Origin of the sequence: Pseudoxanthomonas sp. GW2 (genome assembly GCF_000283075.1) — a bacterium.
GTDB lineage: Bacteria > Pseudomonadota > Gammaproteobacteria > Xanthomonadales > Xanthomonadaceae > Pseudoxanthomonas.
On the sequence record NZ_ALIP01000080.1, the window covers coordinates 1 to 23,530 of the forward strand.

Here is a 23,530-nt window from a genome sequence, read left to right on the forward strand (position 1 = left end):
GGGCCGCGCCGGGGGCCATGGCGCCCGGCGCGGTGCAGCGCACCCGCGCCGCCCCGGCCGATGCCGGCTACTCGACCGTGACCGACTTGGCCAGGTTGCGCGGCTTGTCCACGTCGGTGCCGCGGGCCAGGGCGGTGTGGTAGGCCAGCAGCTGCACCGGGATGGTGTGGATCACCGGGCTCAGCACGCCGGCATGGCGCGGGGTGCGGATCACGTGCACGCCCTCGGAGGCGGTGAAGTTGCTGTCCTGGTCGGCGAACACGAACAGCTCGCCGCCGCGGGCGCGCACTTCCTGCATGTTGGACTTGACCTTTTCCAGCAGGCGGTCGTTCGGGGCGATCACCACCACCGGCATGGCCGCGTCCACCAGCGCCAGCGGGCCGTGCTTGAGCTCGCCGGCCGGATAGGCCTCGGCGTGGATGTAGGAGATTTCCTTGAGCTTGAGCGCGCCTTCCAGGGCGATCGGGTAGTGCAGGCCGCGGCCCAGGAACAGGGCGTTCTGCTTGGCGGCGAAGCGCTCGGCCCAGACCTGGATCTGCGGCTCCAGGTTCAGCGCGTGCTGCACGCTGCCCGGCAGCATGCGCAGCTGCTCCAGGTAGCCGGCCTCCTGTTCGGCGGTGACCCGGCCGTGCAGCTTGCCCAGCACCACGGTCAGCTGGAACAGCGCCGCCAGCTGGGTGGTGAAGGCCTTGGTCGAGGCCACGCCGATCTCGGCGCCGGCGCGGGTGTAGCAGACCAGCTCGCTGGCGCGCGGGATCGCGCTCTCGGGCACGTTGCAGATCGACAGCGTGTGGCGGTGGCCCAGCGACTTGGCGTACTTGAGCGCCTCCATCGTGTCCAGGGTCTCGCCGGACTGGGAGATGGTGACCACCAGGTAGTCCGGGTCGGCGTAGGCGTCGCGGTAGCGGTACTCGCTGGCGATCTCCACGTTGCACGGCAGGCCGGCGATGGCCTCGATCCAGTAGCGCGCGGTCAGGCCGGCGTAGTAGCTGGTGCCGCAGGCCAGGATCTGCACGCCCTTGACCTTGCGCAGCACCTGTTCGGCATTGGCGCCGAACAGGGTCGGCTGGAAGCTGCCGGCGTCGATCACCGCCTCGACGGTGTCGGCGATGGCGCGCGGCTGCTCGTGGATCTCCTTCTGCATGAAGTGCCGGTACGGCCCCAGTTCCAGCGAGGCCAGCGAGACGTCGGACACGTGCACCTCGCGGGCCACCTCGCGGTCGGCCGCGTCGAACACGCGCACGCCCTCGCGGCGGATCTCGGCGGTGTCGCCCTCCTCCAGGAAGACCACCCGGCGGGTCGCCTGGACGATGGCCGACACGTCCGAGGCCAGGAAGTTCTCGCCCTCGCCCAGGCCGACCAGCAGCGGGCAGCCCATGCGCGCGCCGACCAGGCGGTCCGGCTCGCGGCGGCTGAGCACGGCCAGGGCGTAGGCACCGGTGAGCTCCTTCACCGCGGCCTGCAGCGCGCCCAGCAGGTCGCGGCCCTGGGCCATGTGGTGGTGGATCAGGTGGGCGATGACCTCGGTATCGGTCTGCGACTCGAACTGGTAGCCCAGCGCCTTGAGCCGCTCGCGCTGTTCCTCGTGGTTCTCGATGATGCCGTTGTGGACCAGCGCCAGCTCGCCGTGGCTGATGTGCGGGTGGGCATTGGCCTCGGTCACCCCGCCGTGGGTGGCCCAGCGGGTGTGGCCGATGCCGAGCACGCCGTGGAAGCCCTCGGCGAGGGCCGCCTGCTCCATCTCCGCCACGCGGCCGGTGCGACGCACCCGGCGCACGCTGTCCGGATCGGCGACGGCGATGCCGGAAGAGTCATAGCCGCGGTACTCCAGGCGCTTGAGGCCCTCGACCAGGACCGGAACCACATCGCGATCCGCGATCGCGCCAACGATGCCGCACATGCCGTTCTTCCAAGCAGAAACAGGCCCGCGATTCTACCGGAGCGTACGGTCCGGCCGGCGCTGGCCCCGTCCGCCGCGCACGGGCGCAGTCAGGCGGCGGTAAGGCGCACGGCTGCCGCTGGCGCGCCGGCCCTGCGCCCGCAGTGCGCGCCGTGGCGGCGGTCGCATCCGCGCGGGGCCGACCGCGGCAGCCCGGGCCCGGCCCTGGATCCCGCGCGTGCCGCTCCGGCCGCGGCGCGCGTCCGGGTGTCCGCGCTCCGGGAGCAGTGTCCGGACAGCTGTCCGGCGGACACAGCGGACACCCGCGCCAGCGAAGACACGCTTACGGATCAATGGGTTGCGATTGGCACGCGTCCTGCTTTGGTAGCGCGTACCCAACACATCCGCCACCACACGATGATCCGCGACACCTCTGCCCAGGACCGTCCCCTCTCCCACACCGGCCGCGCCGCGGCCCTGCGCCGCTGGCTGCCGGCGGGCGCCGGCGCCCTGGTCCTGCTCGCGCTCGGCGGCTGGGTGGTTTCCGGCTGGAGCGCCGGCTCCCGTTCCTATGATGCCTCGCGCATCCGCATCGCCGAGGTCAAGCGCGGCGACCTGGTCCGCGACCTGTCGGCCGACGGCAAAGTGATCACCGCCAACAGCCCGGTGCTGTACGCGGTGGCCGGCGGCACCGTGTCGCTGAAGGTGGTGGCCGGCGACGTGGTCGAGAAGGGCCAGGTGCTGGCGGTGATCGACAGCCCCGAGCTGCGCAGCCGCCTGGCCCAGGAGGAATCCACCCTGGCCGGCATGGAGGCCGAGGCCAGCCGCGCCCAGCTGGACGCGCGCATCGCCAGCCTCAACGCGAGCAAGGCGCGCGACCAGGCGCAGATCGACCATGTCGCCGCCCAGCGCGACCTGGAGCGCTACGAGCGCGCCCATGCCGGCGGTGCGGTGTCCAACAACGAGCTGGCCCGCGCGCAGGACGAGCTGGAAAAGGCGCGCATCGGCCTGGAGGCGGCGCGCAGCGACGCCCGCCTGCAGGAACAGGCCGCGGCCCTGGACGCACGCAACAAGCGCCTGCTGGCCGACCGCCAGAAGGCGGTGGTGGCCGAGCTGCAGCGCCAGGTCGAGCTGCTGACCGTGCGCGCCCCGTTCGACGGCCAGGTCGGCCAGGTGCAGGTCGCGCAGGGCACCAACGTGGCGATCAACGCGCCGATCCTGAGCGTGGTGGACCTGAGCGAGTTCGAGGTCGAGATCCGGGTGCCGGAGAGCTTCGCCCGCGACCTGGGCATCGGCGTGCCGGCGCAGGTCACCAGCCAGGGCAAGCCGTGGCCGGCCAAGGTTTCGGCGGTGTCGCCGGAGGTGGTCAACGGCGAGGTCACCGCGCGCCTGCGCTTCGACGAGGGCCAGCAGCCGCCGGGCCTGCGCCAGAACCAGCGCCTGTCGGTGCGGATCGTGCTGGACACCCGCGAGGACGTGCTGATGGTCGAGCGCGGCCCGTTCCTGGAGCAGGGCGGCGGCGGCTACGCCTGGGTGGTCAACGGCCGCAGCGCCGAACGCCGCCCGGTGCAGACCGGCGTCAGCAGCCTGGGCTACGTGGAGATCGTCTCCGGCGCCAGGGAAGGCGACCGCATCGTGGTCTCCGGCGCCGACCAGTTCGGCGATGCCGAGAAAGTAGCCATCCGTTGATGGCCGGTGATCCGTCATTGGTGACGGGTGATTCGAAGGGGCGCAGGCAATGGCGCAACCCGGTCACCAGCCAACCCGGGCCACCAATCGAATCACCAGTCGAACCACCAATCACCAATCACCAGTCACCAGTCACCAGTCACGAGGACAACGCCATGCTGGAAATGCGCCAGGTCTCCAAGGTCTACCGCACCGCGATGGTCGAAACCCATGCCCTGCGCTCGCTCGACCTGCACGTGCGCGAGGGCGAGTTCGTCGCGGTCACCGGCCCCTCCGGATCCGGAAAGACCACCTTCCTCAACATCGCCGGGCTGCTGGAGACCTTCGACTCCGGCGACTACCTGCTGGACGGCGAGAACGTCCGCGGCCTGTCCGACGACGCCCGCAGCCGCCTGCGCAACCGCAAGATCGGCTTCATCTTCCAGGGCTTCAACCTGATCCCGGACCTCAACCTGTTCGACAACGTCGACGTGCCGCTGCGCTACCGCGGGCTGCCGGCGGCCGAGCGCAGGCAGCGGATCGAGAAGGCGCTGTCGCAGGTGGGCCTGGCCTCGCGCATGCACCACTACCCCTCGGAGCTGTCCGGCGGCCAGCAGCAGCGCGTGGCCATCGCCCGCGCCCTGGCCGGCGAGCCGCGCCTGCTGCTGGCCGACGAGCCGACCGGCAACCTGGACTCGCAGATGGCGCGCGGGGTGATGGAGCTGCTGGAGCAGATCAACGCCGAAGGCACCACCATCGTGATGGTGACCCACGACCCGGAGCTGGCCGCGCGCGCCCAGCGCAACGTGCACATCGTCGACGGCGTGGCCACCGACCTGTCGCTGGAACCCGCCCAGGGCCGGCTGCACCGCGCCGCGGTCGCCTGAGGAGACCGCCATGTTCGCCTACTACTTCAACCTGGCCCTGCGCAGCTTCCGCCGCGACCGGGCGCTGACCGCGCTGATGGTGCTGGCGGTCGCCCTGGGCATCGGCGCGTGCATGACCACCCTGACCGTGTTCCGGGTGCTGTCCGGCGACCCGATCCCGTCCAAGAGCGACCGGCTGTTCTACGTGCAGCTGGACGCGGCCAGCCGCGACGGCTACACCCCCGGCGAGGAGCCCAACGACCAGCTGACCCGCTACGACGCCGAAGCCCTGCTGCGGGAGAAGCGCGCGCCGCGCCAGGCGCTGACCACCGGCGGCTTCGTCAAGATCACGCCCGAGCGCAGCGGCCAGGCGCCGTTCACCAGCGCCGCGCGCTTCGCCAGCGCCGACTTCTTCCCGATGTTCGAGGTGCCGATGCTGTACGGCAGCGGCTGGAGCAGCGGCGACGACGACGCCCGCGCGCGCGTGGTGGTGCTGGGCAAGGAGACCAACGAGCGCCTGTTCGGCGGCGGCAACAGCGTCGGCCAGCGGGTGCTGCTGGACCGCACCGAGTTCACCGTGGTCGGCGTGGTCGACCAGTGGCGCCCGACCCCGCGCTTCTACGACCTGACCAACGACCGCTTCGCCGAGACCGAGGGCGTGTTCCTGCCCTTCTCCACCTCGCGCGACCTCAACCTGGACCGCCAGGGCAACATCGACTGCTGGGGCGACACCGGCGGCGACTCCACCGGCCCCAACGCCCCCTGCGCCTGGATGCAGTACTGGGTGGAGCTGGAGTCCCCGGCGCAGGCCGCCGCCTACCGCGACTACCTGGTCAATTACTCCGACCAGCAGCGCGCGGCCGGGCGCTTCGAGCGGCCGACCAACGTGCGCCTGCGCAACGTGATGGAGCTGCTGGAGTACAACCGGGTCGTGCCGCAGGACGTGGTGATGCAGCTGTGGCTGGGCTTCGGCTTCCTGCTGGTGTGCCTGGTCAACACCATCGGCCTGCTCCTGGCCAAGTTCCTGCGGCGCGGCAGCGAGATCGGCGTGCGCCGCGCCCTGGGCGCCTCGCGCGGGGCGATCTTCGCCCAGTGCCTGGTCGAGGCCGGCACCGTGGGCCTGTTCGGCGGCGTGCTGGGCCTGGGCCTGGCCATGCTTGGGCTGTGGGGCGTGCGCCAGCAGCCGGCCAGCTACGCCAACCTCGCCCACCTGGACGGCTGGATGCTGCTGCTCACCTTCGTGCTGGCGGTCGCCTCCAGCGTGCTGGCCGGCGTGGTGCCCGCCTGGCGCGCGATGCAGGTCGCCCCGGCGATCCAGCTCAAGTCCCAGTAACCCCCACTTCCACGACGGGAGACCGCGCGGCCTCCCCGGAGACAGACCATGGAAATCCGTCCCATCCTGTCCACCCTGCGCCGGCACAAGACCGCCGCCGCGCTGATCGTGGTGGAGATCGCCCTGACCTGCGCGATCATCTGCAACTCGCTGTTCATGATCAACGACCGCATCCGCCAGGTGTTCGAGGTCAGCGGCCTGGCCGAGGACGAGCTGGTGCGGCTGCAGATCGTCAGCATCGGCGACGACCCCTCCCAGCAGGCCCGTACCCGCACCGACCTGGCCGCGCTGCGCGCCATCCCCGGGGTCAAGGACGCCACGGTGATCAACCAGGTGCCCTACGGCTGGTCGTCCTGGAACAGCGGCGTGCGCCTGAAGCGGGAAGACCAGCGGCCGATGCTCAACGCCACCACCTATCTGGCCGAGGACCAGTTCATGGAGACCCTGGGCCTGAAGCTCGTGGCCGGCCGCGACTTCAACGCCGACGAGTACCGCGAGGCGGTGGACCTGCTGGACCGCGGCGCCGTCGACGACACCGTCCCGGTCGCGATCATCACCCGCGCCCTGGCCGAGCGCCTGTTCCCGGGCCAGGACCCGATCGGCAAGGAGTTCTATTCCTGGTCCGAATCCCCGACCCGCGTGATCGGCGTGCTCGAGCACCTGGTGCGGCCCAACACCATGGGCGGCCCCACCGGCCGCGAGTACTCGATCGTCTTCCCGCTGCGCCCGCACTACAACCTCGCCGGCAACTACCTGGTGCGCACCTCGCCCGAGCGCCGCGCCGAGGTGCTGGAGGCGGCCAAGAAGGTCCTGCGCGACGGCGGCAACGACCGCATCCTGCTGGAGGAGAACAGCCGCACCCTGGAGGAGATGCGCCGCGACTTCCACAGCGGCCCGCGCTCGATGGCCTGGCTGCTGGGCACGGTGTGCGTGGCCCTGCTGCTGATCACCGCGCTGGGCATCATCGGCCTGGCCAGCTTCTGGGTGCAGCAGCGCACCAAGCAGATCGGCATCCGCCGCGCGCTTGGCGCCACCCGCGGCCAGGTGCTGCGCTACTTCCAGACCGAGAACTTCCTGCTGGCCAGCATCGGCATCGCCCTGGGCATGCTGCTGGCGTTCGCGATCAACCAGGTGCTGATGGGCAAGTACGACCTGGCGCGGCTGCCGCTGTACTACCTGCCGGTGGGCGCGCTGCTGCTTTGGGGCCTGGGCCAGCTGGCGGTGTACGCGCCGGCGAAGCGCGCGGCCTCGATCCCGCCGGCCACCGCCACCCGCAGCGTCTGATTCCCGACCGGCGGCCCTCCACCGGGGCCTCCGGCGGGCGCTACGATCGGCGCTTTCCCTCCCGCCCTCCTCCATGTCCGCCATCCTGGTCATCGACGACAACCCCGCGGTCGCCACCGCGCTGGAAGTGCTGTTCTCCCTGCACGACATCGCCACCGTGCACGCCATCGGCCCGGAGGAGGGACTGGCGCTGCTGGAGCGCGAGCCGGTGGACCTGGTGATCCAGGACATGAACTTCACCGCAGATACCACCTCCGGCGACGAGGGCCGGGCGCTGTTCGCGGCCATCCGCGAGCGGCACCCGGACCTGCCGGTGATCCTGCTGACCGCCTGGACCCACCTGGAGAGCGCGGTGGAGCTGGTCAAGGCCGGTGCCGCCGACTACCTGGCCAAACCCTGGCAGGACGCCAAGCTGCTGGCCACGGTCAACAACCTGCTGGAACTGTCCGAGGCCCGCCGCGAGCTGGACCAGCGCCGCCGCGGCGAGCGCCGCCGGCGCGAGGACCTGGCCCGCCGCTACGACCTGCGCGGGGCGGTGTTCGCCGACCCGGCCAGCGAGCGCGTGGTGGCCCTGGCCTGCCAGGTGGCGCGCTCGGACCTGCCGGTGCTGATCACCGGCCCCAACGGCAGCGGCAAGGAGAAGATCGCCGAGATCATCCAGGCCAACTCCGCGGTGCGCGACGGCCCGTTCTTGACCGTCAACTGCGGTGCGCTGCCGGCCGACCTGATCGAGGCCGAGCTGTTCGGCGCCGAGGCCGGGGCCTACACCGGCGCCAACAAGGCGCGCGAGGGCAAGTTCGAGGCCGCCGACGGCGGCACCCTGTTCCTGGACGAGATCGGCAACCTGCCGGCCGCCGGGCAGATGAAGCTGCTGCGGGTGCTGGAGACCGGCCGCTTCGCGCGGCTCGGCTCCAACCGCGAACGCCAGGTGCGGGTACGCGTGGTCAGCGCGACCAATGCCGACCTGCCGGCGATGATCCGCGAGGGCGGGTTCCGCGAAGACCTGTACTACCGGCTCAACACCATCGAGCTGTCGATGCCGCCGCTGGGCGAGCGTCCCGGCGACGTGCTGCCGCTGGCCGAGCACTTCGGCGCCGGCGGCAAGCCGCTGTCGCCGGCGGCGGTCGCGGCGCTGCAGCGCCATTCCTGGCCGGGCAACGTGCGCGAGCTGCGCAACGTGATCCAGCGCGCGCAGCTGCTGGCGACCGGCCCGCGGATCGAGCCGGACGACCTGGCCCTGCCACGCGCGCAGGCCACCCGCCCGGGCCCGGCGCGCGAGCCGGAACGCGAGCAGATCGAGGCCGCCCTGCAGCGTGCCGGCGGGGTGATCGCCCAGGCCGCCGCGGAACTGGGCATGAGCCGCCAGGCGCTGTACCGGCGCATGGAGCGCCATGGACTAAAGAGTTCCTGATCCGGATGGTCCGCCGCACCCTCACCCTGCACCTGTTCCTGCGCCTGCTGCCGGTGCTGGCGCTGGCCGCCGCCCTGCCCTGGACCGCGGCCTACTGGATCGACCACGGCTGGGTCCTGGCCAGCGTGTCGGTGGTCGTGCTGCTGGGGCTGATGTGGCTGAGCCTTTACCGCGCCCTGTCCCCGCTGCGGGCGCTGTTCCGCGCCCTGTCCGGCAGCGTCAACACCTACCGCGACGGCGAGTTCAACTTCGGCGTGCACTGGAGCAGCCGCGACGAGGTCGGCAACCTGGTGCGTGCCCACCGCGAGCTGGGCGAGGTCCTGCGCCGCCAGCGCCAGGACCTGGTGCAGCGCGAACTGCTGCTGGACACCATGGTCCAGAACACCCCAGTGGCGATGCTGCTGTGGGCCGACGGCGGCGACGGCGTGGCCCGGGTGGTCTACGCCAACCTGGCCGCGCGCAAGCTGCTCAACGACGGCCGCAAGCTGGAAGGACAGCGCCTGGAGAGCGTGCTCGAGGGGCTGCCGGCGGAGCTGCGCGAGGCGGTGGCGCGCGGCGGCGACAGCCTGTTCGGGGTCAGCCCGGAAGGCGCGGAGGACGACGCCGGGGAAGAGGTCTACCACCTCTCGCGCCGCCGCTTCACCCTCAATGGCCGCCACCACGAACTGCTGCTGCTGCGCCTGCTCACCCCCGAACTGCGCCGCCAGGAAGTGCAGACCTGGAAGAAGGTGATCCGGGTGATCAGCCACGAGCTCAACAACTCGCTGGCGCCGATCGCCTCGCTCGCCCACTCCGGCGCCGAACTGGTCCGGCGCGGGAAGTACGAGCGCCTGGGCGAGGTGTTCGCCACGGTCGAGGACCGTGCCCGCCACCTGGAAGGCTTCATCCGCGGCTACGCACGCTTCGCCAAGCTGCCGCAACCGCAGCTGCAGGCGGTGGACTGGGAGGACTTCCTGGCGCGGCTGCAGCGCCAGATCGGTTTCGAGCTGGATGGCGAGGCGGCCGACCTGCGCGCGCGGGTGGATCCGGCGCAGATGGAGCAGGCCCTGCTCAACCTGCTGAAGAACGCGCACGAGGCCGACGAGGAAGCCGGCAACACCCAGGTCCAGGTGCGCCTGCGCCGGTTGCCGGGCTGGACCCGGCTGGAAGTGCTGGACCGCGGCCCGGGCATGAACGAGGCGGTGCTGCAGAACGCGCTGCTGCCATTCTATTCCACCAAGCGCAACGGCACCGGCCTGGGCCTGGCCCTGTGCCGCGAGATCGTCGAGGCCCACGGCGGCCGCCTGTCGCTGCAGAACCGCGCCGACGGCGGCCTGTGCGTGGCGGTGATGTTGCCGGAGCAGTGAGGGCGCGGCCCCGGATGCGGCTTCCGGCCGTGCCGCCGCGCCCCTGGACCGTGGCGAGGCCCGGGCCGTCGCCACGGCCCGGCCACCTTGAAGCGCGATCCTCTACGCCTTCGGCTTCTTCACCGGGCGCTTCCAGCCTTCGACCGTGGTCTGGCGCGCGCGCGAGACGGTCAGGGCGTCGGCCGGGGCGTTGCGGGTGATCACCGAACCGGCGCCGATCGTCGCGCCGGCGCCGATCTCCACCGGCGCCACCAGGGCCGAATTGGAGCCGATGAAGGCGCCGTCGCCGATCACCGTGGCCGACTTGTTCACCCCGTCGTAGTTGCAGGTGATGGTGCCGGCGCCGATGTTCACCCCCGCGCCCACCGTGGTGTCGCCCAGGTAGGTGAGGTGGTTGGCCTTGCTGCCCACGCCCAGCACCACCTTCTTGGTCTCCACGAAGTTGCCGATGCGCACGCCGTCGGCCAGCACCGTGCCCGGGCGCAGGCGCGCGAACGGGCCGATGTGCACGGCGCCCTCGGTGACCACGCCTTCCAGGTCGCAGTGCGCCAGCACCTCGGTGCCCGGGCCCAGGCGCACGTCCTTCAGGCGCACGAACGGGCCGATGCGCACGCCGTCGCCCAGCTCGACCTCGCCCTCCAGCACCACGTCGACGTCGATCTCCACGTCGCGCCCCACCTTCACCGTGCCGCGCTGCTCGACCCGCGCCGGGTCCAGCAGGCGCGCGCCGGCCAGGCAAAGTTCGCGCGCGCGCCGCAGCTGGTAGGCGCGCTCCAGCTGCGCCAGCTGCCAGGGGTCGTTGGCGCCCTCGGCCTCGATCGGATCCTCGACCAGCACGATCTCCGCCGGGTTGTACTCGGCCGCGGCCATGGCGAACACGTCGGTGAGGTAGTACTCGCCCTGCGCGTTCTCGTTGGACAGCCGCGCCAGCCAGCGCTTCAGCGCGTCGGACTCGGCGGCGATGATGCCGGTGTTGACGATGCCGATGCGGCGCTCCTCGTCGCTGGCGTCGCGGTGCTCGACGATCTTCGCCACCCGCCCCTGCGGGTCGCGCACGATGCGGCCGTAGCCGGTCGGGTCGGCCGGCTCGGCCACCAGCACGCGCAGCAGGCCGTCGGCCTGCAGCAGGCGGCGCAGGGTGTCGGCCGAGGTCAGCGGCACGTCGCCGTACAGCACCAGCACGTCGGCCAGCTCGGGGATGCCGGGCATGGCCTGCTGCACGGCGTGGCCCGTGCCCAGCTGGCGGGCCTGCTCGGCCCAGGCCAGGTCGTCCTGGCCGGCGAAGGCCGCGCGCACCGCGTCGCCGCCGTGCCCGTAGACCACGTGGATGCCGGCCGGCTGCAGCCGGCGCGCGGTGTCGATCACGTGCGCCAGCATCGGCCGCCCGCCTACCGGCTGCAGCACCTTGGGCAGGGCCGATTTCATGCGCTTGCCCTCGCCGGCGGCGAGGATCACCACGTGCAGGGGCTGGGTCATGGAGCGGCGTCTACTGTGCGGAAAGGGCCATGATTCTATCCCTCCGCGGCGCGGCGACCCCACGGTTCACGATCCGCGCAGGGCGCCGGTTTAGACTTCGCCCCGTCTCCAGCCTCCGGATCCGCCGTGCGAACGCTCCTCCTGCGCCAGGGCAGCCAGTACATCGCCTTCGGACTGCTGCAACTGGTGGTCGACTGGGCGGTGTTCGTGGCCGCCACCGCGCTGGGCCTGCATGCGGTGCCGGCCAACCTGCTGGGCCGCACCACCGGCGCCATGCTCGGCTTCTGGCTCAACGGCCGCTACACCTTCGCCGGCGGCGACGGCGCGCGCCTGGGCTGGCGCCGCTTCGGCCGCTTCGGCCTGCTGTGGATCACCATGACCATCGCCAGCACCCTGCTGGTCAACACGGTCGAGCAGCAGCTGGGCCTGCGCTGGGCGTGGATGGCCAAGCCGGTGGTCGAGGGCGGCCTGGCGGTGGTGACCTTCTTCCTGCTGCGCCGGGTGGTGTACCGCTGAGGCGCCTCTAGCGCTGGAGGAAGTTGCGCAGCAGGGCGTGGCCGTGCTGGGTCAGGATCGACTCGGGGTGGAACTGCACGCCCTCCACCGGATGCTCGCGGTGGCGCAGGCCCATGATCTCCTCCATCGAACCGTCCGGGTTCTCGGTCCAGGCGGTGATCTCCAGGCAGTCCGGCAGCGAATCCTTCTCCACCACCAGCGAGTGGTAGCGGGTGGCCTCGTAGCCGTCCGGCAGGCCGGCGAACACGCCCTTGCCCTGGTGCCGGATCGGCGAGGTCTTGCCGTGCATGATGTTGCCGGCGCGCACCACCTTGCCGCCGTAAGCCTGGCCGATGCTCTGGTGGCCCAGGCACACGCCCAGGATCGGGGTGGTCGCGCCCAGCTCTTCGATCACCTCCAGCGACACGCCCGCCTCGTTGGGCGTGCACGGACCGGGCGAGATCACGATGCGCTCCGGCGCCAGCTTCCGGATCTGGTCGACGCTCATGGCGTCGTTGCGCACCACCTCCACCTCCGCCCCCAGCGCCTGCAGGTACTGCACGAGGTTGAAGGTGAAGCTGTCGTAGTTGTCGATCATCAACAGCATGGTGGTTCCCTCACAGTCCCTGCGCGGCCTGGGCCACGGCGCGGAACAGCGCGCGGCCCTTGTTCATGGTCTCGTCCCACTCCTTCTGCGGGTCGGAGTCGTAGACGATGCCGGCGCCGGCCTGGACGTGCAGGCGGCCGTCCTTGATCACCGCGGTGCGGATGGCGATGGCGGTGTCGGCGTCGCCGTGCCAGCCGATGTAGCCGATGCTGCCGGCGTAGACGTTGCGCTTGATCGGCTCCAGTTCGCGGATCACTTCCAGCGCGCGGATCTTGGGCGCGCCGGACACGGTGCCGGCCGGGAAGGTGGCGCGCAGCACGTCCGCGTAGCTCAGGCCCGGCAGCAGCCGGCCGGTGACCTCGCTGACGATGTGCATGACGTGGCTGTAGCGCTCGATCACGAAGCGCTCGCCGACCTCGACGCTGCCCGGCTCCGACACCCGGCCGACGTCGTTGCGGCCCAGGTCGATCAGCATCACGTGCTCGGCGCGCTCCTTGGGATCGGCCAGCAGCTCCTGTTCCAGGGCCAGGTCCTCCTCCGGCGTGCGCCCGCGCGGGCGGGTACCGGCGATCGGGCGCACGGTGACCTGGCCGCCCTGCAGCCGCACCAGGATCTCCGGCGAGGAGCCGACCACCTGTACCTCGCCAGTGTCGAGGAAGTACATGTACGGCGAGGGGTTGAGCGCGCGCAGGGCGCGGTACACGTCCACCGGACGGGCGTTGAACGGCACGCTCAGGCGCTGGCTCAGCACCACCTGGAACACGTCGCCGGCGCGGATGTATTCCTTGGACTTCTCCACCGCCTCGATGAAGCCTTCGCGGGTGAAGCCGGAGACGAAATGGCTCTCGTCCAGCACGTCGCGGCGCAGCGGCGCCGGGTAGTGGCCGGGCTGGCGCAGCTTGGCGACCAGGGCGTCCAGGCGTGCCTGCGCGGCGTCCCAGGCGCCGGGCTGGCGCGGGTCGGCATGCACGATCAGGTACAGGCGGCCCTTGAGGTTGTCGAACACCGCCAGTTCCTCGGACAGCATCAGGTAGATGTCCGGAGTGCCGATCTCGTCGCGCGCCACCGCGCCGGCCAGGCGCGGCTCGATGTAGCCGATGCACTCGAAGCCGAACCAGCCGACCAGGCCGCCGGTGAACCCCGGCAGGCCTTCCAGCTGCGGCACCGAGTACGAGGTGCGCAGGGCCTCGACCTCGGCGAACGGGTCCTCGACCTGGCGGCTGTCCACCACCTTCCCGTCCTCGCGCACTTCCATGGCGTGCCCGCGGAAGCTGACGGTGCGGCGCGCCGGCAGGCCGATGATCGAATAGCGGCCGAAGCGTTCGCCGCCCTCGACCGATTCGAAGAGATAGGTATGCGGCGCGTCGGCCAGCTTCAGGTAGACAGAAAGCGGGGTATCGAGGTCGGACAGGACCTCGCGGACGACGGGAACGCGGGTGTAGCGGGCTTCAGCGGCGTGGCGCTGGAACTGTTCGGACGTGATCAAGGCAGGCTTCCTTCCGGCAATACGGGGCATGGCAAACGACGGCATGGGGCCGCCATCGCCAAGCCTGGCGCGCGGAGGAGCGGTGGAGCCTGATCGTCTGGCCGAACATGCCGCCCACTTTACCCGCATCGGCGCGCGCGCGCAGCGCCTGCGCGTGGCTCAGGAAGGTTGCGAGAGCAACGGGCTGCCGGGCGGCAGGCGCATGCGCAGGCGCCCGGGCACGCATTCGACGCGGAAGCGGCGCGCCTGCAGCGGTTCGCCGTCGAGGTTGAGGGTGAACGGCCCGGCCAGCCCTTCCAGCTCCACCCAGGGCAGGCGCGTGCGCACCGCGATCCGTTCCAGCGCGGCACGCTGGCCGTCCCTGACCAGGGTACCGAGGGTGGAGGCCAGCTCGCCGGACAGCTCGGGGATCACGGTCAGCTCCAGCAGGCCGTCGTCGATCCGCGCCTCCGGGCACAGCTCGCGCCCGCCGCCGGCCTGGCGGCCATTGCCCAGCCCCAGCGCGATCAGCCCGCCCTCCCAGGCGAACCGCGGGCCGCGCACGCGTACTTCCACCGGTTCGATCCGGCCCAGCTTCGCGATCCCGGTCACCAGGTAGGCCAGTCCGCCGAGCAGGCTCTTGAGGCCCTCGTCGGTTTCCACCGTCACCTCGGTGCCGAAGCCGCCGCTGGCCAGGTTGGCGCACCAGTGGCGGCGGCCATCGGCCTCGATCCGGAGCAGGTCCACGTTCGCCGCCGGTGCCTGCAGGGCCAGGTCAAGCGCGGCATCGGCCTCAGCGGGGATGCCGGCTGCGCTGGCGAAGTCGTTGGCCGTGCCCAGCGGCAGCAGCGCCAGCGCCGGCAGGGCATCGGCACCGGCGTCCTGTTCGGCCAGCGCCTGCGCGACCTCGCTGAGGGTGCCGTCGCCGCCGCCGGCGACGAGGGTGGCGGCGCCGGCCTCCAGCGCCTCGGCCACGTAGCGGGCGGCGTCGCCGTCCTCCCAGGTCACCCGCACGGCAACCGCGTGCCCCTGCCCGCGCAGCGCGGCCACGGCCTCGCGCACGGCGTCCTCGCCGGCGGCCTTGCCGTTGAGGACCAGCCACAACGCGGGGGGATGCGGATCGGCTGCAGGCATGCGGACACCCGTGGGAGAGGTGCGCACGCTAGCAACACCGCGCGCCGCCGGGCGTGAAGCCGCGGCCGTCATGCCCCGGTCATGCGTGCAGGGCACGCTCGGCCGTGCAGGAGGCCAGGCGGGGATGGACCCCCAACCGGGCCGGCGGCGCCGGCAGGGCGTGGCCGGCTGCCTGGCTCAGCCGCGCGCGGACTCCACCGCGGCCTTCATCCGCCCGATCACCTCGGCGTAGTGCGCGCGGGTACGCGGCTCGGCGAAGATCGCCGAGCCGGCGACGAAGGTATCGGCGCCGGCGGCGGCGATCTGGCCGATGTTGTCGGCCTTGACCCCGCCGTCGATCTCCAGCCGGATCGGCTTGCCGGTCTTGTCGATCATCGCCCGCACCGCGCGCAGCTTGTCCAGGCTGGAGGGAATGAAGGCCTGGCCGCCGAAGCCCGGGTTGACCGACATCAGCATCACCAGGTCCAGGTCCTCCAGCACCCAGTCCAGCACCTCCACCGGGGTGGCGGGGTTGAGCACCAGGCCGGCCTGGCAGCCGTGCGACCTGATCAGCTGGATGGTGCGGTGGACGTGGCGACTGGCCTCGGGGTGGAAGCTGATGAGGTTGGCGCCGGCGGCGGCGAAGTCCGGGACGATGCGGTCCACCGGCTCGACCATCAGGTGCACGTCGATGAAGGCCTGCACCCCGTGCTTGCGCAGCGCCCGGCAGACCATCGGACCGATCGTCAGGTTGGGCACGTAATGGTTGTCCATCACGTCGAAGTGCACCCAGTCGGCGCCGGCGGCCAGGACGTTGTCGACCTCCTCGCCCAGGCGGGCGAAATCGGCCGAGAGGATGGACGGGGCGATGACGGTGGGCTGCATGGTCGGCTCGCGGATGAAGGCGGACGGGGCCCCGGGCGCTCAGCGGCGCTTGCGCAGGGCGCGGATGCGGTCGTAGGCGGCGTTGATGGCGCGGGCGCGCTCCTCGGCCTGGGCGCGCAGCTCCGGCGCGGCCCCGGCGACGCGGTCGGGGTGGTACTGGGACATCAGCCGGCGGTAGGCCTGGTCGACCTCGGCGTCGCTGGCATCCGGCTCCAGCCCCAGCTCGGCGTAGGGGTTGCCGTGCCGGCGCAGGGCGAACCAGTCGGTATCGAAGGCATGGCCGACCAGCAGGCCGATGACCGCGCCGAACAGCGGATTGGGCCGGAACAGCAGGGCCCCGGCCACCAGCCCCAGCAGTTTTCCGTACCAGCGATTCATGCGGCGGCGCGCCCCGGAGGGGTCCACGTTGGGGAGCATGCGATTGTACGGCACAGCCGCCCCGGCTCGCCGTACACTGTGCGACCCGCCGCCGGCCGGGTACCGTTCGCGGCGGCCCCTGTCAACCTGAGCACTGCCCGGAGACTGCGTTGTCCACGACCCTGCTCCAGTCCGACCTCCCCGGCCTGCCGCTGCGCCACCGCGGCAAGGTGCGCGACGTGTTCGACCTGCCCCGCGAACGCATTCCCGACGCAGCCCTGGCTGCCGCCGGCCCCGGCGCCGTCTCGCCCGACGGCTACCTGCTGATGGTGGCGACCGACCGCCTGTCGGCGTTCGACGTGGTCCTGCCCGACCCGATCCCGGGCAAGGGCGAGATGCTTTGCCAGATCTCCAACTTCTGGTTCGCCAAGACCGCCCACCTGATGCCCAACCACCTCACCGGCATCGACGTGGCCGCGGTCCTGCCCGAGGGCGTGGACCCGGCGCTGTACGCCCGGCGCGCGGTGGTGACCCGCAAGCTCAAGCCGGTGCCGGTGGAGGCCATCGCCCGCGGCTACCTGATCGGCAGCGGCTGGAAGGACTACCAGCGCACCGGCAAAGTCAGCGGCATCGCCCTGCCCCCGGGCCTGCGCCAGGCCGAGCAGCTGCCCGAGCCGATCTTCACCCCCTCGACCAAGGCCGCCGTCGGCGACCACGACGAGAACATCGACTTCGATGCCATGGTGCGCGCGGTCGGCGCCGACCTGGCCGAGCGCGTGCGCGACGCCACCCTGCGCATCTACAAGTTCGCCGCCGCCTACGCGGCCGAGCGCGGCATCCTGCTGGCCGACACCAAGTTCGAGTTCGGCACCGACGCCGACGGCCGGCTGTACATCATGGACGAGATGCTGACCCCGGATTCCTCGCGCTACTGGCCGGCGGACGAGTACCAGGTCGGCATCAGCCCGCCCAGCTACGACAAGCAGATCGTGCGCGACCACCTGGAGACCCTGGACTGGGACAAGACCCCGCCGGGCCCGAAGCTGCCGGCCGAGGTGATCGAGCGCACCCGCGCCCGTTACGCCGAGGCGCTGCAGAAGCTGGCCGGCATCAGCGTGGACTGAAGCCAGTACCGCGCCCGCGAGGCCCGCAACCGCGGGCCTCGTGCTTTCCGGGCCCGGGGCGGGTGCGTACATGCGGCCGCCTGCCAACGGATGCAGGCGCCGCCGGCCCGGACGCAGCGCCGCGGCGCCGCGGCGCCGGGCCGGACTCTACCGGCGGTGTCGCGACGCGGCGGGAGGCGCGGCACATAAATGGCTATGCTCGCGGGCCAGCCACGCCCACCGCAGGTGAGCCCATGAGCCAAGCCCCGCATTCCGGGCCGACGCGGGCGATCGACCGCTACTTCGCCAGCTACTCGGCCGACCACCGCCACCCGCTCAACCAGCGCATCCACGTGGTCGCGGTGCCGGCCATCCTGTGGTCGGTGGTCGCCCTGGTCTGGTGCGTGCCGGTGTTCGGCACCTGGACCCGCACCGGGATCTGGGCGGCGCTGGCGATGTTCGCCGCCTGGTCTTTCTACAACCGCCTGTCGCGGCGGCTGGGCCTGGGCATGCTGGCGCTGTTCTTCTTCTGCGGCTGCGTGTGCCGGCTGATCGAGATGCGCCTGGGCCCGGGCGTGCTGCTGGCCGCCGCCGCGGCGGTATTCGTGTTCGCCTGGGTCGCGCAGTTCGTCGGCCACCACTACGAGGGCCGGCGTCCCAGCTTCCTCACCGACCTGGTCTACCTGCTGATCGGCCCGGCCTGGGTCATGGCCAAGTGCTACCGCCGGCTGGGCTGGCGTTACTAGGCGCTGCCGCGGCGCAGCACGCGGAGAGCACGCCGCCCGCTGCTAAACTCCCGGGTTCACCAAGACGGCCCCCACGACCGCACGGATGATCCCGTTCCTGGAAGTCCTCCTCGCCCTGCCCTTCCTGGCAGCGGCGCTGCTGGCCCTGCTGCGCCCCCGTTCGCGGGCCGCCGCCGCGTGGGTGGCCGGCGCGGCCCCGCTGCTGGGCCTGGCGGTGCTGGGCTGGCTGACTCCTTCGGTGCTGCAGGGCTGGATCGTGCGCGGCGAGCACGCCTGGATCCCGCAGATCGGGCTGGACTTCGACCTGCGCCTGGACGGGCTGGCCTGGATGTTCGCCGGGCTGGTGCTGGCGATCGGCGCGCTGGTGGTGCTGTACGCGCACTACTACCTCTCCGCGCGCGACAGCGCGGTGCGCTTCTTCAGCTACCTGCTGCTGTTCATGGGCTCGATGCTGGGCGTGGTGCTGGCCGGCAACCTGCTCCTGCTGCTGGTGTTCTGGGAACTGACCAGCATCAGCTCGTTCCTGCTGATCGGCTTCTGGACCCACCGCCAGGACGCGCGCGAAGGCGCGCGCATGGCCCTGGCCATCACCGGCGGCGGCGGCCTGGCCCTGCTTGGCGGCGTGCTGCTGATCGGCCGCATCGTCGGCAGCTACGACCTGGACGCGGTGCTGGCCTCCGGCGAACTGATCCGCGACAGCGCGCTCTACCCCTGGGCGCTGGGCCTGGTGCTGGCCGGCGTGTTCACCAAGAGCGCGCAGTTCCCGGTGCACTTCTGGCTGCCGCACGCGATGGCCGCGCCCACCCCGGTGTCGGCCTACCTGCACTCGGCGACCATGGTGAAGGCCGGCGTGTTCCTGCTGGCGCGGCTGCACCCGGCGCTGGCCGGCAGCGACCTGTTCTTCTACCTGGTCAGCGGCATCGGTGCGGCGACCCTGTTGCTGGGCGCCTGGTTCGCGATCTTCCAGCACGACCTCAAGGGCCTGCTGGCGTACTCGACCATTTCCCACCTGGGCCTGATCACCCTGCTGTTCGGCCTGTCCACGCCGATGGCGGTGGTCGCCGGCGTGTTCCACATCCTCAACCACGCCACCTTCAAGGCCTCGCTGTTCATGGCCGCCGGCATCATCGACCACGAGACCGGCACCCGCGACATCCGCCGCCTGGGCAACCTGCGGCGGGCCATGCCCATGACCAGCGCGCTGGCGGTGATCGCCTCGCTGGCGATGGCCGGCATCCCGCTGCTCAACGGCTTCCTGTCCAAGGAGATGTTCTTCACCGAGGCGCTGGAGATCCGCGGCCACGCCTACATGCGCCTGGGCATCGCCGTGGCCGCGCTGCTGTACGGCATCTTCGGCGTGGCCTACAGCCTGCGCTTCGTCTACGAGACCTTCTTCGGCAAGGGGCCGCGCGCCCTGGACCGCGAGCCGCACGAGCCGCCGCGCTGGATGAAGATCCCGGTCGAGGTGCTGGTGGTGCTGTGCATCGCGGTGGGCGTGTTCCCGGCCTTCACCGTGGCCCCGGTGCTGCACGCCGGCGCCGGCGCCATCCTCGGCGCGGCCATGCCCGGTTACAGCCTGGCGGTATGGCACGGGCTGAACGTGCCGCTGCTGATGAGCCTGTGCGGCATCGTCGGCGGCATCGCCCTGTACTTCGGCCTGCGCCGCCTGTTCGACCTGCACGCGATCGTGCGCGGCTCGCTGGGCCGGAACGTGTTCCGCTGGAACATGGATGCCCTGTACGGCCTGGCCAACCGTTTCACCACCCGGATCGCCAACGGCAGCGTCCAGCGCAGCATGCTGCTGCTGGTGCTGGCCGCGCTTGCCGCCGGGGTGGCGCCGTTCGTCGATTCCCTCGGTGGCGGCGCGCTGCCGGTGCTGCGCGCGCCCTCGCCGATTCCGCTGCTGGGCTGGTTCCTGTGGCTGGTGATGGTGGCCTGCACCGCGTGGACCATCCGCCTGTACCGGCAGCGCCTGCTGGCCCTGCTGGTCGTGGGCGGCATCGGCCTGATGGTCAGCATGGCCTTCGTGTTCCTGTCCGCCCCGGACCTGGCCCTGACCCAGCTGCTGGTGGAGATGGTCAGCCTGGCGCTGCTGCTGCTGGGCCTGCACTACCTGCCGCCGCGCTCGCCGCCGGAGCGGCGCCCGGCGCGGCGCTACCGCGACATCGTGGTGGCCGCCGCCGCCGGCCTGGGCGTGGCGGTGCTGGCGTACGCGATGATGACCCGCGACCCGAGCCCGGACGCGGCCAGCGTGGAGATGCTGGCACGCTCGCTGCCGGAGGCCTACGGCCGCAACGTGGTCAACGTGATCCTGGTCGACTTCCGCGGCTTCGATACCTTCGGCGAGATCACCGTGTTCGGCGTGGCCGCGCTGATCGTGCACGCCCTGCTGCGGCGCGCGCGGATGGCGCCGGAGAAGGTCATGTCCGGCGGCCCGGTGAAGCTGCCGGTGCCGGCCGACCTGGCCCAGCTGCTGTTCCCGCTGACCCTCACCGTCTCGGTATTCCTGTTCCTGCGCGGACACAACGCGCCCGGCGGTGGCTTCATCGCCGGCCTGGTGCTGGCGGTGCCGCTGCTGATCCAGTACGTGATCCAGGGCGCGGCCTCGGTCGAGTCGCGCTTCGGCTTCGACTACATCCGCTGCATCGGCATCGGCCTGGTGGTGGCGGCGGCCAGCGGCGCGGCTGCGTTCCTGTTCGGCGTCCCGTTCCTCACCAGCGGCCACCTGGAACTGGAACTGCCGCTGGTCGGCACCCTGGAACTGGCCAGCGCCATGGGCTTCGACACCGGCGTGTACCTGGTGGTGTTCGGCGGCGCCATGCTCATCCTGTCGATGCTCGGCACCATCCGCCCCTCGCGCACCACGGTGGCGCGGCTGGGCGTGATCGAGCCGGGCCAGCGTTCGACCCGTACCGGAGAACTGGGCTGATGGAACTGGCGATGGCGAGCGCGATCGGCATCCTCACCGCCGCGGGCGTGTACCTGCTGCTGCGGGCGCGCAGCTTCGACGTGATCCTGGGGCTGACCCTGCTGTCCTACGCCACCAACCTGTTGATCTTCTCCAGCGGGCGCCTGGTGACGGACAAGCCGCCGGTGCTGCGCGAGGGCATGCCCGCCGAGCCGGCGTACTACACCGATCCCCTGCCCCAGGCCCTGGTGCTGACCGCGATCGTGATCGCCTTCGCCATGACCGCGGTGATCATCGTGCTGGCCATCCGCAGCCGCGCCGACAACCACAGCGACCACGTGGACGGCAGCCGCGCCGAGGCGGAATTCCAGCGCCGCGAACAGTTGCGCCACGACGAGGCACGCCTGGCCGCGCACGCGGCCGAGCTGGTGGCGGGCAATGAATCGGTGCCCGCCCAGGGCGCGGTGGCCTCGCCCGACCGCGAGGGCCGCGCATGATCGCGCACCTGCCGCTGCTGCCGATCCTGGTGCCGCTGGTGGCCGCCGCCCTGGCACTGATGTTCGAGCACCGCCGCTTCGGCATGGCGCCGCAGCGGATCGTGGCCTGGACCTCGATGGGCCTGATGCTGGTGCTCGCCGTGCTGCTGGTGCGGGGTGCAGCCGGCGGCGAGGTCGGCGTATACCTGGTCGGCGACTGGCCGGCGCGGCTGGGCATCGCCCTGATGGTGGACCGGCTGGCGGCACTGATGCTGCTGGTGGCGGCGCTGCTCGGCATCGGCTGCCTGCTGCACGCCTGCGCCGGCTGGGACCGCCGCGCGCCGCATTTCCATGCCTTCTTCCAGTTCCAGATGATGGGCATCAACGGCGCCTTCCTCACCGGCGACGTGTTCAACCTGTTCGTGTTCTTCGAGATCCTGCTGATCGCCTCCTACGGGCTGATGCTCAGCGGCGGCCGCGGCGAGCGCCTGCGCGCCGGCCTGCACTACGTGTCCTTCAACATCGCCGCCTCGACCCTGTTCCTGGTCGCCCTGGGCCTGGTCTACGGCCTGCTGGGCACGCTCAACATGGCCGAACTGGCGGTGCGGGTGGCCGAGGTCGGGCCGCAGGACCGCGCCCTGGTCCAGGCCGCCGGCGGCCTGCTGCTGGTGGTGTTCTGTGCCAAGGCGGCGCTGCTGCCGATGTACCTGTGGCTGCCGGAGACCTATACCCACGCCCCGGCCGCGGTGGCCGCGCTGTTCGCGGTGATGACCAAGGTCGGCCTGTACGCGGTGCTGCGCGTGGGCTCCCTGGTGTTCGGCCTGGCCGGGCCGCTGGCCGGCTTCGCCTGGCCGGCACTGCTGGTGCTGGGCGCGATCACCCTGGTGCTGGCGGCGCTGGGCGTGCTGGCCGCGCGCCGGCTGCGCTCGCTGGCCGCCTACCTGGTGCTGTCCTCGGCGGCGACCCTGTTCATCGCCTTCGCCCTAGACACCGCCGGCACGGTGGGCGCCGGCCTCTACTACCTGGTGCACAGCACCTTCGCCGGCGCGGCCCTGTTCCTGCTGGCCGACCTGGTGCGCCGCCGCCGCGGCGCGGCCAGCGACCGCAAGGACGTGGTCGCCGCCCTGCCCGGCTCCACCGCGCCGGCCGCGCTGTACCTGGTGGCTGCGGTGTCGCTGGCCGGCCTGCCGCCGCTGTCGGGCTTCATCGGCAAGCTGGTGATGCTGGAGGCGGTGCCGGAAGGCCCGCGCACGTTCTGGGTGTGGCTGCTGGTGCTGGGCAGCAGCTTCATGATGCTGGTGGGGCTGGCGCGCGCCGGCACCCGCCTGTTCTGGCGCCAGGAGCTCTGGCCCGACGCCACCGACGCACAGGTCGCGCGATACGTGCCGCGCGAGCAGATGCGCGAGGCGCCCAGCCGTCCGCTGGAAACGGCCGCCACGGTCCTCCTCCTCGCCTACGGCGTGGCCATGGTCCTGGGCGCTTCGCCGATGCTGGAATACACCCGCGCCACCGGCACCCAGCTGCAGGCGCCGGAAGCCTACGTCGAGCAGGTGCGGGCGACGCTGCCGCAAGGGAGGACCCCGTGAGCACCCGGGAACGCAAGCCACTGCTGCGCCGCATCGTCCCGTCGCTGCCGCTGGCGGCGACGGTGTTCGTGTTCTGGCTGCTGATGAACTCGGAGGTCAGCGTCGGCCACGCACTGATGGGACTGCTGCTGGCGCTGGTCATTCCGCCGTTCGCCGCGCGCCTGGACCGCGAGTTCGCCCGCATCGGCCGGATCAGCGGGATCCCGCGGATGCTGTGCGTGCTGGCGCTGGACGTGGTCCGCTCCAACATCACCGTGGCCCGCCAGGTGCTGGGCCCGGAGGAGGAGATCACCCCCGGCTTCATCTGGGTGCCGCTGGACATCGGCAACATCCACGGCATCGCCGCGCTGACCAGCATGATCACCCTGACCCCCGGCACGGTGTCGGCCGCGCTGTCGGACGACCGCCGCTACCTGCTGGTGCACGTGCTCAACCTCAAGGACGCGGACGCCGTGATCCATGAGATCAAGACCCGCTACGAGGCCCCGCTGATGGAGATCTTCCCGTGACCCCGCAGGCACTGGTC

Annotated in this window: 19 protein-coding genes and 1 pseudogene; 13 read left to right on the forward strand and 7 right to left on the reverse strand. The window is 71.6% G+C overall.

Annotated elements, in window-relative coordinates:
• Window positions 1-67 precede the first annotated feature (67 nt).
• On the reverse strand, window positions 68-1,900 hold the full coding sequence (gene glmS, locus B351_RS0105170) for a glutamine--fructose-6-phosphate transaminase (isomerizing) (protein WP_019397982.1): 1,833 nt from the start codon (window positions 1,898-1,900) through the stop codon (window positions 68-70).
• Window positions 1,901-2,296: 396 nt separating this feature from the next.
• Here glmS and B351_RS0105175 point away from each other — a divergent pair, with 396 nt between their 5' ends.
• The 6 genes from B351_RS0105175 (at window position 2,297) to B351_RS0105200 (ending at window position 9,787) form a co-directional block, all read left to right on the forward strand.
• Entirely contained in the window at window positions 2,297-3,568 is a 1,272-nt protein-coding gene (locus tag B351_RS0105175; RefSeq protein WP_019397983.1) for an efflux RND transporter periplasmic adaptor subunit, read from the forward strand.
• 155 nt (window positions 3,569-3,723) lie between these two features.
• The gene (locus tag B351_RS0105180; protein ID WP_019397984.1) at window positions 3,724-4,434 is read left to right on the forward strand and encodes an ABC transporter ATP-binding protein; all 711 of its coding nucleotides are present in this window, start codon (window positions 3,724-3,726) and stop codon (window positions 4,432-4,434) included.
• Between the two features lie 10 nt (window positions 4,435-4,444).
• Window positions 4,445-5,746, forward strand: a complete 1,302-nt coding sequence (locus B351_RS0105185) for an ABC transporter permease (protein WP_019397985.1) — start codon at window positions 4,445-4,447, stop codon at window positions 5,744-5,746.
• A 48-nt stretch (window positions 5,747-5,794) separates the two neighbouring features.
• Window positions 5,795-7,030 carry an ABC transporter permease gene (locus B351_RS0105190; RefSeq protein WP_019397986.1) on the forward strand — a complete coding sequence of 412 codons (1,236 nt, stop codon included), beginning with the start codon at window positions 5,795-5,797 and terminating at the stop codon, window positions 7,028-7,030.
• A 73-nt stretch (window positions 7,031-7,103) separates the two neighbouring features.
• Window positions 7,104-8,441 (forward strand): sigma-54 dependent transcriptional regulator, encoded by a 1,338-nt coding sequence (locus tag B351_RS0105195; protein ID WP_019397987.1) that lies wholly within the window; start codon window positions 7,104-7,106, stop codon window positions 8,439-8,441.
• Window positions 8,442-8,446: 5 nt separating this feature from the next.
• Window positions 8,447-9,787, forward strand: a complete 1,341-nt coding sequence (locus B351_RS0105200) for a PAS domain-containing sensor histidine kinase (RefSeq protein WP_019397988.1) — start codon at window positions 8,447-8,449, stop codon at window positions 9,785-9,787.
• A gap of 102 nt (window positions 9,788-9,889) precedes the next feature.
• Here the strand turns inward: B351_RS0105200 and glmU are convergent, their stop codons facing one another.
• Window positions 9,890-11,263 (reverse strand): bifunctional UDP-N-acetylglucosamine diphosphorylase/glucosamine-1-phosphate N-acetyltransferase GlmU, encoded by a 1,374-nt coding sequence (gene glmU, locus B351_RS0105205; protein WP_019397989.1) that lies wholly within the window; start codon window positions 11,261-11,263, stop codon window positions 9,890-9,892.
• Between the two features lie 126 nt (window positions 11,264-11,389).
• Here glmU and B351_RS0105210 point away from each other — a divergent pair, with 126 nt between their 5' ends.
• Window positions 11,390-11,779, forward strand: a complete 390-nt coding sequence (locus B351_RS0105210; protein WP_019397990.1) for a GtrA family protein — start codon at window positions 11,390-11,392, stop codon at window positions 11,777-11,779.
• A gap of 7 nt (window positions 11,780-11,786) precedes the next feature.
• Here the strand turns inward: B351_RS0105210 and B351_RS0105215 are convergent, their stop codons facing one another.
• The 5 genes from B351_RS0105215 to B351_RS0105235 all read right to left on the reverse strand — a co-directional run bounded on the left by B351_RS0105215 (window position 11,787) and on the right by B351_RS0105235 (window position 16,245).
• Window positions 11,787-12,365, reverse strand: coding sequence for an aminodeoxychorismate/anthranilate synthase component II (locus B351_RS0105215; protein ID WP_026010388.1), 579 nt, complete (start codon window positions 12,363-12,365; stop codon window positions 11,787-11,789).
• Window positions 12,366-12,375: 10 nt separating this feature from the next.
• Window positions 12,376-13,851 carry an anthranilate synthase component I gene (trpE, locus tag B351_RS0105220; RefSeq protein ID WP_019397992.1) on the reverse strand — a complete coding sequence of 492 codons (1,476 nt, stop codon included), beginning with the start codon at window positions 13,849-13,851 and terminating at the stop codon, window positions 12,376-12,378.
• 159 nt (window positions 13,852-14,010) lie between these two features.
• Window positions 14,011-14,964, reverse strand: coding sequence for a lipid kinase YegS (gene yegS, locus B351_RS0105225; RefSeq protein WP_037035027.1), 954 nt, complete (start codon window positions 14,962-14,964; stop codon window positions 14,011-14,013).
• A gap of 177 nt (window positions 14,965-15,141) precedes the next feature.
• On the reverse strand, window positions 15,142-15,828 hold the full coding sequence (gene rpe / locus B351_RS0105230) for a ribulose-phosphate 3-epimerase (RefSeq protein WP_019397994.1): 687 nt from the start codon (window positions 15,826-15,828) through the stop codon (window positions 15,142-15,144).
• A gap of 39 nt (window positions 15,829-15,867) precedes the next feature.
• On the reverse strand, window positions 15,868-16,245 hold the full coding sequence (locus tag B351_RS0105235) for a DnaJ family molecular chaperone (protein ID WP_019397995.1): 378 nt from the start codon (window positions 16,243-16,245) through the stop codon (window positions 15,868-15,870).
• Window positions 16,246-16,355: 110 nt separating this feature from the next.
• Between B351_RS0105235 and B351_RS0105240 the strand changes: the two genes are divergently transcribed.
• The 6 genes and pseudogenes from B351_RS0105240 to B351_RS0105265 all read left to right on the forward strand — a co-directional run bounded on the left by B351_RS0105240 (window position 16,356) and on the right by B351_RS0105265 (window position 23,513).
• Entirely contained in the window at window positions 16,356-17,309 is a 954-nt protein-coding gene (locus tag B351_RS0105240; protein ID WP_019397996.1) for a phosphoribosylaminoimidazolesuccinocarboxamide synthase, read from the forward strand.
• 233 nt (window positions 17,310-17,542) lie between these two features.
• Complete coding sequence (locus B351_RS0105245; RefSeq protein ID WP_019397997.1) at window positions 17,543-18,034, forward strand: DUF962 domain-containing protein; 492 nt, start codon at window positions 17,543-17,545, stop codon at window positions 18,032-18,034.
• An 85-nt stretch (window positions 18,035-18,119) separates the two neighbouring features.
• Window positions 18,120-20,963 (forward strand): monovalent cation/H+ antiporter subunit A, encoded by a 2,844-nt coding sequence (locus tag B351_RS0105250; RefSeq protein ID WP_019397998.1) that lies wholly within the window; start codon window positions 18,120-18,122, stop codon window positions 20,961-20,963.
• Window positions 20,963-21,313, forward strand: a pseudogene (locus B351_RS0105255) (Na+/H+ antiporter subunit C); the annotation flags it as partial. The gene B351_RS0105250 and the pseudogene B351_RS0105255, both read left to right, overlap by 1 nt.
• Window positions 21,314-21,438: 125 nt before the next feature.
• Window positions 21,439-23,004 carry a monovalent cation/H+ antiporter subunit D gene (locus tag B351_RS0105260; protein ID WP_026010390.1) on the forward strand — a complete coding sequence of 522 codons (1,566 nt, stop codon included), beginning with the start codon at window positions 21,439-21,441 and terminating at the stop codon, window positions 23,002-23,004.
• A complete protein-coding gene (locus B351_RS0105265; protein WP_019398001.1) occupies window positions 23,001-23,513 on the forward strand; it encodes a Na+/H+ antiporter subunit E in 513 nt (170 codons plus the stop codon). Before B351_RS0105260 ends, B351_RS0105265 begins: the two co-directional genes overlap by 4 nt.
• Window positions 23,514-23,530: the final 17 nt, after the last annotated feature.

Excerpts from the sequence above, each read along its gene's own strand:
- glmS (WP_019397982.1), bottom strand. The coding sequence starts at position 1,900 with ATGTGCGGCATCGTTGGCGCGATCGCGGATCGCGATGTGGTTCCGGTC.
- B351_RS0105175 (WP_019397983.1), top strand. The coding sequence starts at position 2,297 with ATGATCCGCGACACCTCTGCCCAGGACCGTCCCCTCTCCCACACCGGC.
- B351_RS0105180 (WP_019397984.1), top strand. The coding sequence starts at position 3,724 with ATGCTGGAAATGCGCCAGGTCTCCAAGGTCTACCGCACCGCGATGGTC.
- B351_RS0105185 (WP_019397985.1), top strand. The coding sequence starts at position 4,445 with ATGTTCGCCTACTACTTCAACCTGGCCCTGCGCAGCTTCCGCCGCGAC.
- B351_RS0105190 (WP_019397986.1), top strand. The coding sequence starts at position 5,795 with ATGGAAATCCGTCCCATCCTGTCCACCCTGCGCCGGCACAAGACCGCC.
- B351_RS0105195 (WP_019397987.1), top strand. The coding sequence starts at position 7,104 with ATGTCCGCCATCCTGGTCATCGACGACAACCCCGCGGTCGCCACCGCG.
- B351_RS0105200 (WP_019397988.1), top strand. The coding sequence starts at position 8,447 with ATGGTCCGCCGCACCCTCACCCTGCACCTGTTCCTGCGCCTGCTGCCG.
- glmU (WP_019397989.1), bottom strand. The coding sequence starts at position 11,263 with ATGACCCAGCCCCTGCACGTGGTGATCCTCGCCGCCGGCGAGGGCAAG.
- B351_RS0105215 (WP_026010388.1), bottom strand. The coding sequence starts at position 12,365 with ATGCTGTTGATGATCGACAACTACGACAGCTTCACCTTCAACCTCGTG.
- yegS (WP_037035027.1), bottom strand. The coding sequence starts at position 14,964 with ATGCCTGCAGCCGATCCGCATCCCCCCGCGTTGTGGCTGGTCCTCAAC.
- rpe (WP_019397994.1), bottom strand. The coding sequence starts at position 15,828 with ATGCAGCCCACCGTCATCGCCCCGTCCATCCTCTCGGCCGATTTCGCC.
- B351_RS0105235 (WP_019397995.1), bottom strand. The coding sequence starts at position 16,245 with ATGCTCCCCAACGTGGACCCCTCCGGGGCGCGCCGCCGCATGAATCGC.
- B351_RS0105245 (WP_019397997.1), top strand. The coding sequence starts at position 17,543 with ATGAGCCAAGCCCCGCATTCCGGGCCGACGCGGGCGATCGACCGCTAC.
- B351_RS0105250 (WP_019397998.1), top strand. The coding sequence starts at position 18,120 with ATGATCCCGTTCCTGGAAGTCCTCCTCGCCCTGCCCTTCCTGGCAGCG.